The organism is Bradyrhizobium sp. 197 (genome assembly GCF_023073375.1).
In the GTDB taxonomy this organism is placed as follows: Bacteria; Pseudomonadota; Alphaproteobacteria; order Rhizobiales; family Xanthobacteraceae; genus Bradyrhizobium.
Window position 1 is genome coordinate 11,135 of sequence record NZ_JADPJJ010000009.1, and the last position, 14,155, is coordinate 25,289.

The 14,155-nt window shown below is 64.4% G+C and carries 10 protein-coding genes and 2 pseudogenes; 10 read left to right on the forward strand and 2 right to left on the reverse strand.

Annotated features, from left to right (window positions below; genetic code table 11):
- Positions 1-82: 82 nt before the first annotated feature.
- Genes IVB27_RS02790 through cyoD form a run of 4 tightly spaced genes read left to right on the forward strand, consistent with a single transcriptional unit; the run spans position 83 to position 3,933 of the window.
- On the forward strand, positions 83-916 hold the full coding sequence (locus IVB27_RS02790) for a cytochrome ubiquinol oxidase subunit II family protein (RefSeq protein ID WP_247441204.1): 834 nt from the start codon (positions 83-85) through the stop codon (positions 914-916).
- Positions 906-2,906 (forward strand): cytochrome o ubiquinol oxidase subunit I, encoded by a 2,001-nt coding sequence (gene cyoB / locus IVB27_RS02795; protein ID WP_247441205.1) that lies wholly within the window; start codon positions 906-908, stop codon positions 2,904-2,906. The genes IVB27_RS02790 and cyoB overlap by 11 nt, the downstream gene beginning before the upstream one ends.
- Positions 2,906-3,547 carry a cytochrome (ubi)quinol oxidase subunit III gene (locus tag IVB27_RS02800; protein ID WP_247348212.1) on the forward strand — a complete coding sequence of 214 codons (642 nt, stop codon included), beginning with the start codon at positions 2,906-2,908 and terminating at the stop codon, positions 3,545-3,547. Before cyoB ends, IVB27_RS02800 begins: the two co-directional genes overlap by 1 nt.
- Positions 3,544-3,933 (forward strand): cytochrome o ubiquinol oxidase subunit IV, encoded by a 390-nt coding sequence (gene cyoD / locus IVB27_RS02805; RefSeq protein WP_247348214.1) that lies wholly within the window; start codon positions 3,544-3,546, stop codon positions 3,931-3,933. The genes IVB27_RS02800 and cyoD overlap by 4 nt, the downstream gene beginning before the upstream one ends.
- Before the next feature lie 219 nt (positions 3,934-4,152).
- Here cyoD and IVB27_RS02810 read toward each other — a convergent pair whose 3' ends face one another.
- Positions 4,153-4,941, reverse strand: a complete 789-nt coding sequence (locus IVB27_RS02810; protein WP_247441207.1) for a thermonuclease family protein — start codon at positions 4,939-4,941, stop codon at positions 4,153-4,155.
- A 198-nt stretch (positions 4,942-5,139) separates the two neighbouring features.
- Here IVB27_RS02810 and IVB27_RS02815 point away from each other — a divergent pair, with 198 nt between their 5' ends.
- The 3 genes from IVB27_RS02815 to IVB27_RS02825 are packed head-to-tail and all read left to right on the forward strand — an operon-like array spanning position 5,140 to position 8,274.
- On the forward strand, positions 5,140-6,738 hold the full coding sequence (locus IVB27_RS02815; protein WP_247441209.1) for a GMC family oxidoreductase: 1,599 nt from the start codon (positions 5,140-5,142) through the stop codon (positions 6,736-6,738).
- A gap of 7 nt (positions 6,739-6,745) precedes the next feature.
- Positions 6,746-7,195, forward strand: coding sequence for a gluconate 2-dehydrogenase subunit 3 family protein (locus IVB27_RS02820; protein ID WP_247441212.1), 450 nt, complete (start codon positions 6,746-6,748; stop codon positions 7,193-7,195).
- Between the two features lie 59 nt (positions 7,196-7,254).
- The gene (locus IVB27_RS02825; RefSeq protein WP_247441213.1) at positions 7,255-8,274 is read left to right on the forward strand and encodes a S1C family serine protease; all 1,020 of its coding nucleotides are present in this window, start codon (positions 7,255-7,257) and stop codon (positions 8,272-8,274) included.
- 470 nt (positions 8,275-8,744) lie between these two features.
- On the opposite strand, the gene IVB27_RS02830 is transcribed toward IVB27_RS02825, so the two are convergent.
- Positions 8,745-12,221, reverse strand: a complete 3,477-nt coding sequence (locus IVB27_RS02830) for an indolepyruvate ferredoxin oxidoreductase family protein (RefSeq protein WP_247441215.1) — start codon at positions 12,219-12,221, stop codon at positions 8,745-8,747.
- A 164-nt stretch (positions 12,222-12,385) separates the two neighbouring features.
- Here IVB27_RS02830 and IVB27_RS02835 point away from each other — a divergent pair.
- The 3 genes and pseudogenes from IVB27_RS02835 to IVB27_RS02845 form a co-directional block, all read left to right on the forward strand.
- Positions 12,386-12,835 (forward strand): annotated as a pseudogene (locus tag IVB27_RS02835) (hypothetical protein); the annotation flags it as partial.
- A gap of 204 nt (positions 12,836-13,039) precedes the next feature.
- On the forward strand, positions 13,040-13,759 hold the full coding sequence (locus tag IVB27_RS02840; RefSeq protein WP_247441217.1) for a cysteine hydrolase family protein: 720 nt from the start codon (positions 13,040-13,042) through the stop codon (positions 13,757-13,759).
- A pseudogene (locus tag IVB27_RS02845) lies at positions 13,720-14,154 on the forward strand (regulator); the annotation flags it as partial. The gene IVB27_RS02840 and the pseudogene IVB27_RS02845, both read left to right, overlap by 40 nt.
- Position 14,155 lies beyond the last annotated feature (1 nt).

The window sequence follows — 14,155 nt, forward strand, 5'->3', positions numbered from 1 at the left end:
TTTCCCCCGACTGCGTTTGCTGCCGGAGCCTTTCCCGCGCTAGGCTCTGTCCCGGGGCTTCCCAACCGCCAGTGGCTTGCCGATGAATCTGCTCGATCCACAAGGGCCTGTGGCTGCGGCCAACAGCACGATCCTGGTCGATTCCGTCTTCATCATGCTCGCGATCGTGGTGCCGACCATCATCGCGATCCTCGGCTTTGCGTTCTGGTTTCGCGCCTCCAATCCGAGGGCGCACTTTCAGCCGGACTTCGTCTATTCCGGGCGCGTCGAGATGGTGGTGTGGGCGATCCCCGCGCTCACCGTGATCCTGCTCGGCGGCGTCGCCTGGATCGGCTCGCACCAGCTCGATCCCGCAGCACCCGTGCCCGGCACCGGCAGCCCGGTCCGCATTCAGGCCGTCTCGCTCGACTGGAAATGGCTATTCATTTATCCCGACCAGCGCATCGCCACCGTCAACACGCTGACGGTGCCGGCCGGCGCCGAGCTGAACTTTCAGCTGACGTCGTCGAGCGTGATGAACACGTTCTTCATCCCGCAACTCGGCAGCATGATCTACACCATGAACGGCATGGTGACGAAGCTGAACCTGCGCGCCGACAGCGAAGGCAAGCTGCAGGGCCTGTCGGCGCATTTCTCCGGCGACGGTTTTCCGGACATGATGTTCGACGTCAACGTGATCTCGCCGCTCGCCTTTCCGGACTGGGTGGCGGCGACGGCGAAGAGCGATGCCGTGCTCAACGAAGAGAGTTACAAGAAGCTGATGCAGCAGGGCATCGAAAAGGGCAGGCCGACCTACCGGCTCGACGATCCCAGGCTGTTCGACCTGATCGCGAGCCAGCACATTCCGCCAGGACCGGGGCCAGAGCTGATCTCCGATGCCGGCCGTCCGCACAGTGGAGGCCATGATGCTCGGTAAGCTCGACTGGTCGGCGATCCCGTTCGACCAACCCATTCCGCTGATTGCGGGCGCAGTCGTGCTGTTCGGGATTCTCGCGGTGCTGATCTGGGTCGTGGTGAAGGGGCATCTGCCATATCTCTGGCACGAGTGGATCACCAGCGTCGATCACAAGCGCATCGGCGTCATGTACATCCTGCTGGCCTCGGTGATGCTGCTGCGTGGCGGCAGCGACGCCATCATGATGCGGATCCAGCAGGCGGTCGCCTATCAGTCGCAGGGTTATCTGCCGCCGGAGCATTACAACCAGATATTCTCCGCGCACGGCACCATCATGATCTTCTTCGTGGCGATGCCGTTCGTGATCGGGCTGATGAACCTGATCGTGCCGCTGCAGCTTGGCGTGCGCGACGTCGCTTTCCCGACGCTCAATTCGGTCGGCTTCTGGCTGACCGCGACCGGTGCGCTGCTGGTCAATCTCTCGCTCGTGATCGGCGAATTCGCCCGCACCGGCTGGCTCGCGTTTCCGCCGCTGTCGGAATTGTCCTACTCGCCCGGCGTCGGCGTCGATTACTACGCCTGGTCGCTGCAGATCTCCGGCGTCGGTACGCTGGTGGCGGGCATCAACCTCGTCACGACGGTGCTGAAGCTGCGCACCAAGGGCATGAACTATCTGCGCATGCCGATGTTCTGCTGGACCACGCTGGCCTCGAATCTCCTCATCGTCGCGGCCTTCCCGATCCTCACCGCGACGCTGGCGATGCTGCTGCTCGACCGCTATCTCGGCTTCCACTTCTTCACCAACGAAGCCGGCGGCAACGTCATGATGTTCATGAACCTGATCTGGGCCTGGGGTCATCCGGAGGTCTACATCCTGGTGCTCCCGGCGTTCGGCATCTTCTCCGAGGTGGTCTCGACTTTTTCGGGCAAAGCGCTGTTCGGCTATCGCTCGATGGTGCTGGCGACCATGGCGATCTGCGTCATCTCCTTCATGGTCTGGCTGCATCACTTTTTCACGATGGGCGCCGGCCCCGACGTCAACGCCATCTTCGGCATCGCCAGCATGATCATCGCGATACCGACCGGGGTGAAGATCTACAATTGGCTGTTCACGATGTATGGCGGCCGCATCCGCTTCGAGACGCCAATGCTGTGGTCGATAGGCTTCATGGTCACCTTCATCATCGGCGGACTGACCGGCGTGCTGGTCGCGGTGCCGCCGGCCGATTTCATGCTGCACAACAGCATGTTCCTGGTTGCGCACTTCCACAACGTCATCATCGGCGGCGTGCTGTTCGGTGCCTTCGCCGGCTTCGAATACTGGTTTCCAAAGGCGTTCGGCTTCCGCCTTGACGACCGCTGGGGCAAGCTGGCGTTCTGGTTCACGTTCCTCGGCTTCTACGTCACCTTCGTGCCGCTCTATGTCGCCGGCATGCTCGGCATGACGCGGCGGATGCAGCACTATGATGTCGCGGCATGGCGGCCGTGGATGTTCGTGGCGGCCGCGGGCATGGCCGTGCTGACGATCGGGGTGATCTGCCAGATCGTGCAGATCGTGGTCAGCATCCGCAACCGCGATGCCTTGCGCGATCGCACCGGCGATCCCTGGGACGGCCGCTCGCTGGAATGGGCGACCTCGTCGCCGCCACCGGTTTTCAACTTCGCTTTCAATCCCGATGTGCGCGGCGAGGATGCCTACTGGGACATTAAGAGCCGCGCCCAGCAGCAATCGCTCGAGCATGAAGTGCCCGAGTATCATGACATCGAGATGCCCCGGAATTCCCCGACCGGCTTCGTCTGCGCGTTCTTTGCCACCATCATGGGCTTTGCACTGATCTGGCACATCTGGTGGATGGTGATTTTGGGCGGCATCGGGGCGTTCGCGACCTTCGTCGTGTTCGCCTGGCGCGACCATGACGAATACGTCATTCCGGCCGACGAAGTCGCCGCGATAGACCGCGTCAATCTCGAGGAGCGGCGCAGCCTTGTCAGCATGGCGGGGACAGTCTGATGTCAATGACCGCGACGGCCGGCCGTGCGCACGCCGATCCCCATCACATCGGGCTCGTCATCGAGCATCCCGGGCCGGCGCCGAAGCGCATCGTGACCGCCTATGGCTTCTGGGTCTTCCTGCTCTCCGACATCGTGATGTTCTCCTGCTTCTTTGCGGCCTATGCGGTGCTGGTCGGCCAGACCGCCGGCGGCCCGAAAGGTTCGGAGATATTCGACCAGCGGAATGTGGCGATCGAGACTGTCTGCCTGCTGCTGTCGAGTTTTACGTGCGGCATGGCCAGTATCGCGGCCGATGTGCGCAACCGGTTCTGGTTCTACCTCGGCATGGCCGTGACTTGCGGGCTCGGAGTGGTGTTCCTCGCCATTGAGTTCCGCGAATTCGCCGATCTCGTCTCCCGCGGTTATGGGCCGTCGCGAAGCGCCTTCCTCACAGCGTTCTTCTCGTTGGTGGGATGCCACGGTCTGCACGTCTCGGCCGGCGTACTGTGGCTGCTGACCATGATGGCCCAGGTCTTCGCCAAGGGCTTTCGCGCAGACGTCCTGCGCCGGATGATGTGCTTTGCGCTGTTCTGGCATGCGCTCGACATCGTCTGGGTCGGGGTGTTCTCCGTGGTCTACTTGCTTGGGAGTGGCGTATGAGCGATCAGGCGCATGTGCGGACCGAACGCGACCTCGCGCCGGGCGAGGAAGAGCAACACAGTGTCGGCGCACGCATCCTTGGTTACGTGGTCGGCCTTGTGCTTGCGCTGCTGCTGACGGCGACGTCGTTCTTCATCGCCGGCACCGATCTGGTCTGGCAGCCTTCCATTCCCGTTGCGCTGATCGTGCTGGCGATCGCGCAGATGGGCGTGCACCTCGTGTTCTTCCTGCACATCACCACTGGCCCCGACAACACCAACAACGTACTGGCGCTGGCCTTCGGATTGCTGGTGGTCTTCCTGGTGGTCGGTGGCACCGTCTGGATCATGGCGCATCTGAATGCGAACATGCCGCCGATGGATCAGATCATGCCGATGCGCCGTTAGCGCATTGTGCAAAAAAGAAGAGCCGCTTGTTGTGACAAGCGGCCCAAGTCTAGGGAGGAAACGCCCGAGCAAAGCAATCGGGCCGGAACCGGATTGCCGCCAAGGAAACGCTCGCGCAAAGCGCTTGCGTAAACATTTAAATGCAGCAACTCCCGATAGAGTTCAATTCCGGATGAATACTGTCTCCGGCTACCGCTCACGGCTGCGTGACCGGCTTCCTCATTTCGGCCGGCGGCAATTATAGGCCTTGCGGAAGCCCGCGGCCTGGGCGTCGTCTTCCGAGCAGAACCAGCGATCCGGCTTGGTGGTCGCGGGGTAACTCGGGCAACCCCGTAGATGGTAGATGCCGATATTGCCGGTGACGCGCGCGCGCACGGCGAGCTTGCCTTTGATGCTACAGCTCGGCGGCATGTTCAGATCCTCGGGAAACAACGCCGTGCGAATCTCCTTGTCGCGGTCGGCGCGGCAGGCGGCACCCAGGAGCGCGCCGTCCTTCTTGCCGGCGCGGAATTCTTGCGGTGCAACAAAGCAGCCCTTCCAGATGCCGGCCGAGGCCGATTTGGCGTCGGCTGCGGCCGACTTGACGTTCGTCTTGATCGGCTCGCGCGCGATGGCATAGCCGAGCTTGACCAACTGCTCGTTCAAGCTGGTCTTGTCGCCCTCGGCCGTGCAGATCGCGCGGTGCCGCTTGCCAAAGCTCTTTTCGGGGCCGACGTCGTCGCAACGCACGGATCGCTTGCCAATCAGCTTGGCCAGCTGGTCGCGGGCCTCGATGCCGCAGGTCCAGGGATCGGCGTGATCGTCGATGCAGACCTGATCCAGCTCGGGCGCGTCGACGCCGTCGAGGCGGTAGGTGACGTTGCCGAGCTGGATGGCGTTGCCGTCGCGGACCGTCGCGGCGGCGGTCAGTGCAGAGGCGGGGCCGGAGGTGCCCAGAAATCCGGACAAAGCGAGAAAGAAAACCAGCGCGAAAGCGCGAGCGGCGGAAAATGAATTCTCGAAGGACATACGGTCTCGCTATCGATTGGTCTTTCGCCTTGTTCCTAGCATCCGGATGTGGCGATACCAATGGTCTGCGCCCTGCGAAGTGCGACATTCCGGCCCCGCGGCTTTACTCAGCCGTAGCTCTGATCCTATCGTTGCCCGGCCTCGCGGACCGCGGAGGCCGAATCGCCCGTGAAGCGGCGAGGGAGGGAAAAGGTTGCGATGAAAGACCCCGTGGACGTCCTGATCATCGGTGCCGGCGCTTCAGGCGCGGCGGTGGCGTGGTCGCTGGCCGAGACCAAAATGCACATTCTCTGCCTGGAGCAGGGTGGCTGGATGAACCCGGCGGAATATCCCAGTACGGGCCGGGACTGGGAGGCCAAGTTCTACGGCGAGTGGTCGTCGAGCCCCAACATCCGCGGCCGGCCCGAGGACTATCCGATCAACGACGACAATTCGCCGATCAAGGTCGTCAATTACAATGCGGTCGGCGGTTCGACGGTGATGTACACCGCGCATTGGCCGCGGCTGCATCCCTCCGATTTCAAGGTCAAGACGCTCGACGGCGTCGCCGACGACTGGCCGATCGACTACGACGCGCTGACCCCGTTCTTCGAAGAGAATGACCGGATGATGGGGACGTCAGGCCTGTCGGGCGATCCGCTCTCGCCGCTGACGCATCCGCCGATGCCGCAACAGCCGCTCGGCTTGTCCGGCGCGATCATCGGCAAGGCCATGAACGAGCGCGGCTGGCACTGGTGGCCGTCGGACACGACGGTTGCGACCATGGATTATGAGGGCCGCGCGCGCTGCATCAATCTCGGCCATTGCACGCCGGCCTGCGCGCAAGGCGCAAAATCCTCGACCGACATCACCTATTGGCCGCACGCGGTCCGCGCCGGTGTCGAGCTGCGCACCCATTGCCGGGTGCGCGAGATCACCACCGACGAGAACGGCATGGCCACGGGCGTGGTCTACTACGACAAGGATGGCGTCGAGCAGTTCCAGCCGGCGCATGTCGTCATCATCGCCTGTAACGGCGTCGGCACGCCGCGGCTGCTGCTGAACTCGGCATCGAACCGCTTTCCGAACGGGCTTGCCAATTCGTCCGGCTTGGTCGGCAAGAACCTGATGTTCCATCCCTATGCGCAGATCTACGGCTACGTGAAGGAGCCGACCGATAGCAACCGCGCGCCGCCGACCTGCCTGTGGAGCAAGGAGTGGTATGACACGGACCTCTCGCGCGGGTTCGTACGCGGCTACGGCGTCCAGTTCGTGCGCGGCGCGGGGCCGGTGTTCGAGGCTGTCGTCAGCGAGCAGAAGGGCATTCTGCCGTGGGGCGCCGATCATCACCGCATCTTCCGCAAGCTCAACGGCCACCGCCTCGGATTTTCCGCGATTTGCGAGGACCTGCCGGAGGAGCATAACCAGGTCACGCTCGATCCGGTCTTGAAGGACAGCCACGGCATTCCCGCGCCGAAGATCGACTACACGATCAGCGAGAACAGCCGGAAGATGATGGAGCATGCGCTGGCGCGCGGCCGGGAGATTCTCGAAACGGCGGGGGCGAGCGACATCTGCGTCAACTCGCCGATCCCGTGGGGCGGCTGGCACCTGCTGGGCACGGCACGCATGGGCACCGACCCCGAACGCTCCGTCGTCAACGAATGGGGCCGCTCGCACGACGTGAAGAACCTCTTCATCGTCGATGGCAGCGTCTTCGTCACCTCGGGCGGCGTCAACCCGACTTCGACCATCCAGGCCATCGCGCTGTACGTCGCCGACCAGATGAAGCAGCGTCTCGCCAATTTGTTCGACTGAGGCCATCATGTCCGCAGACAACCAACTGACACGCGCCCAGCGCGACGACCTCCGCACCGTCGCTGCGATGATCGTTCCCGCGAGCGACGAATACAAGGTGCCCGGCGCCGACGACCCTGCGATCCAGGCCGACATGCTGGCGACGCTGGGGCGTGACGCCAAATTGGTGACGGCGGCGCTCGACCATCTGGCGCGGCTCGCGGGCCAACCGTTCGCCGAGCTCGATGCTGCCAGGCGCGATGCGGTGGCGCAGGAGTTTCGCAGTTCCGGCGGTGCGGCTGCAGTGACGCTCGTCCGCGTGGTGCTGCAATGCTACTACCGCGACGATCGCGTGCTGCGCTCGCTCGGGCTGGAGCTGCGCGCGCCGTTCCCCAAGGGCTACGTGCTCCCGGATGGCGACTGGTCCCTGCTCGACCCGGTCAAGGCAAGGGCGGGCGCGCTGCGGCGGGAGCCCTAAGCGCCACTTGCGCTGGAGGGAACAGGCCACCATCTGTGTGACCCTCAAGGACTCTTGCCATGTTGGATTTTACCTCAGACATCGTCGATGACGGATCGTCATCGCGAGCGACAGCGGCTGTCCCGGACAATGACCGGGCCCTGCTGGACGCCTATTCCAATGCCGTGATCGACGTGACCGACCGCGTCGGCCCTGCGGTGGTGCGCGTCGAGACCGGGCCAAAAGTGCCGAACGGCCGCGAGCGCGGCGGGCTCGGCTCCGGTATCGTGATCTCGCCGGACGGGCTGGTGCTCACCAATAGCCATGTGGTCGGCTCGTCGAAGGAGATCCGGCTGCGGGACGTCGAGGGTAATGTCGGCGAGGCCCGCGTGCTCGGTGTCGATCCCGATACCGACCTCGCGCTGCTGCGCGCCAACGGCGTGCGTGACTTGCCCTATGCCGCGCTCGGCAACTCCCAGAACCTGAAGCGCGGCCAGCTCGTGATCGCGATCGGCAATCCGCTCGGATTCGAGTCGACCGTCACCGCCGGCGTGGTCTCCGCGCTGGGGCGCTCGATCCGCTCGGTCAGCGGCCGCACCATCGAGGACGTGATCCAGACCGATGCCGCGCTCAATCCCGGCAATTCCGGCGGGCCGCTGGTGTCGTCGAATGCCGAGGTGATCGGCATCAACACCGCCATCATAAATGGCGCGCAAGGCATCTGCTTCGCGGTCGCCAGCAACACCGCGCAATTCGTGCTGTCGGAGATCATCCGCCACGGCTATGTCCGCCGCGCCTATATCGGCGTCGCCGGGCAGACCGCGCCGATCCCGCGGCGGCACGCGGTGCTGGCCGGCGTCGAGAACAAGATGGGCGCGTTGCTGGCGCAGATCGAGCCGGACGGGCCGGCGGCGAAGGCGGGCCTGTTGTCCGGCGATGTCGTGATCAGCCTCGACGGCGTCGGGATCAATGGCGTCGACGACCTGATCCGCGTGCTCGACCGCGACCGGATCGGCCGGCGGCTGGCCATGGACGTGCTGCGGCTCGGCCGGCTGCGGGCGATCGACATCGACCCGGTCGAGCGCAAGCCGGCCCGCTAGCGTGCGGTCTTTCAGGAGGTTGTCCATCTGGCCTGAACCGAGGAAGCTGAGGTTGCGAAGCTTCAGTGTTCCAAGGAGAGACCAGATGAACGTCCACAAGAATGCGCCTTTGACGCCCAAAGGTCGAGAGGCGACGGTCCGAAGCGTGGTCGAGGGCGGGCTGACCCAAGCCGCCGCGGCCGCGACCCCGAGTTCGGCCGCGGCAGCACCAACTACCAGCGGCATCTTGGGGACGCTGCTCGCAAGCCCAACTCCTGCGTCGCGCCGATCCTTCGTGGTCCCTTTGCGCCGCGAAGGCATCTGCCTGATCGCGTCCGCTATCTCCGTCATTGCGAGCCCGCGGGTCCGCGCGAAGCGCGGCCCGATGACGGGCTCCGCGAAGCAATCCAGACTGTCTCCGGGGAAAGACTCTGGATTGCTTCGTCGCAAGGGCTCCTCGCAATGACCAGGAGAGAGTTCGGGCCTAACCGCTACTCCGCAGCCACCGCAAAGCGGCTGTTCTCCAGCTCCGCTTCCAGCCGCGCCTTCTCGGCCGCGGCAAGCTTGATGTTGGCCTCCTTGACGTGGCCGAAGCCGCGGATCGTCTCCGGCAGTCGCGCAAGCTTTGCCAGCAGCGGGATCTGCTCCGCCTTCAGCCCGGCGATCCGCTGATCGATCATGCCGAGATAATCCGCGACCAGCTTCCGCTCGGTCCGGCGCTCCTCGGTGCGGCCGAACGGATCGAACGCGCCGCCGCGCAGGAATTTCAGCTTGGCCAGAACGCGGAAGGCGTGGATCATCCAGCCGCCGAATTCCTTCTTCTGGAGATGTCCGGTGGTCTTGTCGCGCTGTGCGAAGATCGGCGGGGCCAGATAGAACTTCAGCTTGAAGTCGCCGTCGAATTTCTCCGAGACCTTCTTGGAGAAGCTGCCGTCGGTATAGAGGCGTGCGACCTCGTACTCGTCCTTGTAGGACATGAGCTTGAATAGATTCTTGGCGACAGCCTCGGTCAGCTCCACGGACGCGGGCGAGGCAGCTGCTTCCGCCTTGCGCACCTTGGCGACGGCCGCGAGGTAGCGGTCGGCGTAGGCCTTGTCCTGGTAGCCACTCAGAAACTCCGCGCGGGTCGCGATGATGTCGTCGAGCGACTTCGCCGGCGCGGACGCCCGGCTCCTGAACTGGAGCACGCTGCGCACCCGCGACATGTCGTGGGCGGCGAGGCGTCCCCAGGTGAAGGCAAGCTTGTTCATCTCGATGGCGGCGCCGTTGATCTCGATGGCGCGGAGCAGCGCTTCCAGCGACAGCGGGATGGCGCCCTTCTGGAAGGCGAAGCCGAGCATGAAGGGATTTGTCGCAATCGAATCGCCCATCAGCGCCGAGGCAATGCCGGTGGCATCGATGATGTCGAGGTTCTTGTCGCCGACGGCGTCGCGCAGCACGGTCTGCATCGTGCCCATCTCGAAATCGAGATCGGGGTTTTGCACGAAGCTCGCGGTGGGCTGCAGGTCGGCGTTGACATAGGCCTTGGTCACGCCGCGCTCGGCACGGCTGAGCGCGGAGGGACCGGCCGAGACGATCATGTCGCAGCCGAGGATGACGTCCGCGCCGCCCGTGGTGATCCGGACCGCGGAGATGTCTTCCGGCTTCGCGGCGATGCGTACATGGCTCATCACCGCGCCGTTCTTCTGCGACAGGCCGGTGAAATCCAGCGCCGAGCAGCCGCGGCCGTCGACATGGGCGGCCATGCCGAGCAGCGCGCCGATGGTGATGACGCCGGTGCCGCCGATGCCGGTGACGAGGATGTTGTAGGGCGCCTCCAGCTCGCGGGCAGGCGGCAACGGAAGGTCGGCGAACAACTGGCCGGAGTCGACTGCCGAGGTCTTCACGCGCTTCAGGCTGCCGCCATGCACGGTAACAAAACTCGGGCAAAAACCTTCGACGCAGGAAAAGTCCTTGTTGCAGTTCGACTGATCGATCTGGCGCTTGCGGCCGAATTCGGTCTCGAGCGGCTGCACCGAGACGCAGTTGGAAGCCTGCGAGCAGTCGCCACAGCCTTCGCAGACCAGCTCGTTGATGAAGGCGCGCTTGGCGGGATCGGGATAGAGTCCACGCTTGCGGCGGCGGCGCTTTTCCGCCGCGCAGGTCTGGTCATAGATGATGACCGTGAGGCCCTTGATGTCGCGCAGCTCGCGCTGAACGGCATCGAGCTCGCGGCGGTGATGAATGGTCGCGCCCTGCGGGAAGTAGCTGCCTTCAGGGTATTTGGTGGGATCGTCCGAGACGATCGCGAGCCGCTTGACGCCTTCGGCCCAGACCTGGTGCGCGATCTGCGCGACGTTGAAGCCGCCCTCGGCCGGCTGGCCGCCGGTCATCGCGACGGCGTCATTGTAGAGGATCTTGTAGGTGATGCTGATGCCAGCGGCCGATGCCGCGCGAAGGGCGAGAAGCCCGGAATGGGTATAGGTGCCGTCGCCGAGGTTCTGGAAGATGTGCTGCTCGGTGGTGAAGGGCGCTTGTCCAATCCAGTTCACGCCTTCGGCGCCCATGTGCGAGATCAGATCGGTGCGGCGCGTCGGCATGCTCAGAGCCATGCCGTGACAGCCGATGCCGGCCATGGCGCGGCTTCCTTCGGGCACGCGCGTCGAGGTGTTGTGCGGGCAGCCCGAGCAGAAGAACGGCGTGCGCGCGAGCTTGATCTGCGTGCTGGTGGTGACGGGGTTGTCGAAGGCCTCGAGCCGCGCGAGCCGCTGCTCCAGCACCGGGCTGTGATGTCCGAGCTTGCGCAACCGCGCCACCAGCGCGGCCGCGACCATCGTCGGCGTCAGTTCGCCCTCGCTCGGCAGTAGCGGTGCGCCCCGCTCGTCGCGCTTGCCCGTGACGGTCGGGCGCCGGGACGCATCGATATTGTAGAGGATGCGCATCAGCTGGTCTTCGATGAAGCCGCGTTTCTCCTCGATCACCAGGACGTCTTGAAGCCCTTCGGCAAAACGCTTGGCGCCGCTTTCCTCCAGCGGCCAGGTCATCGCGACCTTGTAGATGCGCAGGCCGAGGTCCTGCGCGTCCTTGTCGGTAATGCCCAAATCGGCGAGGGCCTGCCGCAGATCGAGATAGGCCTTGCCGGTCGCGACGATGCCGAGACGTGCTGGCTTGGAGTCGAGCACGATGCGGTCGAGCTGGTTGGCGCGGGCGAAAGCCTGCACCGCCGCCATCTTGGGGCCGAACAGGCGCCTCTCCGCGTCCAGCGGCGGATCGGGCCAGCGGATGTTGAGGCCGCCGGGCGGCATCTCGAAATCGTCGGGGAGCTTGATCTGGATGCGTTCGGGATCGCTATAGATCGAGGCCGAGCTCTCCACGGTCTCGCTGATCGCCTTGAAGCCGACCCAGCAGCCGGAGAAGCGCGACAGCGCAAAACCATAGAGGCCGAGATCGAGATAATCCTGCAGCGTCGCCGGATTGATCACGGGGATCAGCGCCGCCGCGAACACCTGCTCGCTCTGATGTGCCAGCGTCGAGGACTGGCAGCCATGGTCGTCGCCGGCAAGCGCAAGCACGCCGCCATTGAGCGAGGTGCCGGCCGCATTGGCGTGCTTGAGCGCATCGACCGAGCGGTCGACGCCGGGGCCCTTGCCGTACCAGATGCCGAACACGCCATCGACCTTGGCGCCGGGAAACAGGCCGACCTGCTGGCTGCCCCAGACGGCGGTCGCCGCGAGGTCCTCGTTGAGGCCGGGGACGAAGGCGATGTCGTGCTGCTGGAGGTGCGACTTGGCACGCCACAGCGCGTGGTCGTACATGCCGAGCGGGGAACCGCGATAGCCCGAGATGAAGCCGCCGGTGTTGAGGCCCTGGAGCCGGTCGCGTTCGCGCTGCAACATGGGCAACCGGACCAGCGCCTGCGTGCCGGACAGGAATATCCGCTTCGATTCGAGCCGGTATTTGTCGTCCAGCTCGACCTGCATCAGCGTCATTTCAGAAGTCCTTGTCTCTCGTTCGACTTTATTCGACTTGGGGTTTGCGCTGCGGGAGGGATTACGGCTGCGCGACGCGAATTGTGACAGTCAAAGGCATAGGCCAGCGAAGTCAATATCGCTGGCCGCATCCGTGGCGCTCCTGCTAGTCATGGCTTCCAGTGGAGAACACCATGGGCGACCTCTATCCGTTCTCGCTGCAGCAAAAGATCGCCGTCATCACCGAGAACTCGCCGTATTACTCAGGTGCCGACAATGCTTCTTCGAATCCTTGGGGCATGGCGATCATCCCGATGGAGATGGTGAGCGTGCTGTTCCAGTACCGCTCGAAGAACGATCCGTTGCCGGCGAAGGGACCAGCCGTCGGCCTGTTCGCCGATCAGGAGATCAGGCTGGTGAAGGGCCCGCTCTTCGTCGAGGAGTACGAAGTCGAGCGCGAGGTGGTCGCGCTCTCCGGCAGCCGCCGCACCGAGAGTGCGTGGGTCAAGACGCGCGTGTTCGACAAGACGAATTCGGCGGTCGCGACCATGCTGCTGAACATGGCGACGCTGAAGGATTCCTACGCGCCGTATGAGGAAGAATATCGGCGGCGGTACGGAGAGACTGCCCGCTGAAAACGAGCTTCGTTGTCGCTCATCCTCTAGGCAAATGCCCGTCGCAAAGCCGTCGCACAGCGAATAAGCAGCCGCGAGCACTCTCGATAACGCGCTGATAGCGCAACGAATTTGCGCGCTTCGTCTTCCCGATCGTCATTGTACACAATGGCACGGCGCTTGCAGAACTCCTGGCACACAGAGTTCTCGCGAGGGGCGGGCGTCATGTTGAACTCAAGCAAGCCGACACTGGGCGTCATCAGCGCCGAACCCGGGCCGATCGAGCTCGACTGGTCGGCTACCGCGCTCGTGATCATCGACATGCAGCGCGATTTCATGGAGCCCGGCGGCTTCGGCGAGACGCTCGGCAACGACGTCAGCCAGCTCGCGCGCGCGGTGAAGCCGATCGGTGCGGTGCTGAAGGCCGCGCGCGACACCGGCATGCTGGTGATCCACACGCGCGAAGGCCATCTGCCCGATCTCTCCGACGCGCCACCGGCGAAACTCGAGCGCGGCGCGCCATCCTTGCGCATCGGTGACCCCGGCCCGATGGGCCGCATTCTCATTCGCGGTGAGGCCGGCCACGACATCATCCCGGAGCTCTATCCGCTCGACAGCGAGATCGTGATCGACAAGCCCGGCAAGGGCGCATTCTACGCCACCGAGCTCACCGACGTGCTGGAGAAATACGGCATCGAAAATCTGCTGGTGTGCGGCGTCACCACCGAAGTGTGCGTCAACACCACCGTGCGCGAGGCCAATGACCGCGGCTATCGCTGCGTCGTCATCTCGGACGGCTGCGCATCCTACTTCCCCGAGTTTCATGAGATGGGCCTCAAGATGATCAAGGCCCAGGGCGGCATTTTCGGCTGGGTCGCGAACTCAGCCGCGGTACTGGAGGCGATGCCAAGCTCCAGATCGACACCATGCTGGGCTCGACCATGAATGCGGCTGCGATCGTCGGCGGAATGGCCGCCGACAAGGCCGACGCGGTCAAGGCTGCCGCGATCGCAGCACTTCCGCAGCAGGGCGTATTCTATCACGGGTTGGACGTGATGGGTGGCGGCTCCATTCTCGGCGGCCTGATCCTGGGGGCGATCGGCGTCTTCATCATCGAGCGCGATTTCGAGAAGGCCTCGGCCTTCGCCCTGGTTGGTGCGGTCCTGACCTACTTCGGCTTCATGCACGGCGAGGCCGTGGGCATCGGCGGTGGGTTCGGCGTCACGCCGTCCGTCGCTTTCGCCTACGCCGTGATGGCAGCCGGGCTGTACGCTCTCAGCCGGCGCAGCAGCGAGAACTACATGCCGCATGCGGAGATGACGGCCGCGCCTGCGGAGTAAG

Bases quoted from the DNA above. Each gene is read 5' to 3' on its own strand.
- IVB27_RS02790 (WP_247441204.1), top strand. From the start codon at position 83: ATGAATCTGCTCGATCCACAAGGGCCTGTGGCTGCGGCCAACAGCACG.
- cyoB (WP_247441205.1), top strand. From the start codon at position 906: ATGCTCGGTAAGCTCGACTGGTCGGCGATCCCGTTCGACCAACCCATT.
- IVB27_RS02800 (WP_247348212.1), top strand. From the start codon at position 2,906: ATGTCAATGACCGCGACGGCCGGCCGTGCGCACGCCGATCCCCATCAC.
- cyoD (WP_247348214.1), top strand. From the start codon at position 3,544: ATGAGCGATCAGGCGCATGTGCGGACCGAACGCGACCTCGCGCCGGGC.
- IVB27_RS02810 (WP_247441207.1), bottom strand. From the start codon at position 4,941: ATGTCCTTCGAGAATTCATTTTCCGCCGCTCGCGCTTTCGCGCTGGTT.
- IVB27_RS02815 (WP_247441209.1), top strand. From the start codon at position 5,140: ATGAAAGACCCCGTGGACGTCCTGATCATCGGTGCCGGCGCTTCAGGC.
- IVB27_RS02820 (WP_247441212.1), top strand. From the start codon at position 6,746: ATGTCCGCAGACAACCAACTGACACGCGCCCAGCGCGACGACCTCCGC.
- IVB27_RS02825 (WP_247441213.1), top strand. From the start codon at position 7,255: ATGTTGGATTTTACCTCAGACATCGTCGATGACGGATCGTCATCGCGA.
- IVB27_RS02830 (WP_247441215.1), bottom strand. From the start codon at position 12,221: ATGACGCTGATGCAGGTCGAGCTGGACGACAAATACCGGCTCGAATCG.
- IVB27_RS02840 (WP_247441217.1), top strand. From the start codon at position 13,040: ATGTTGAACTCAAGCAAGCCGACACTGGGCGTCATCAGCGCCGAACCC.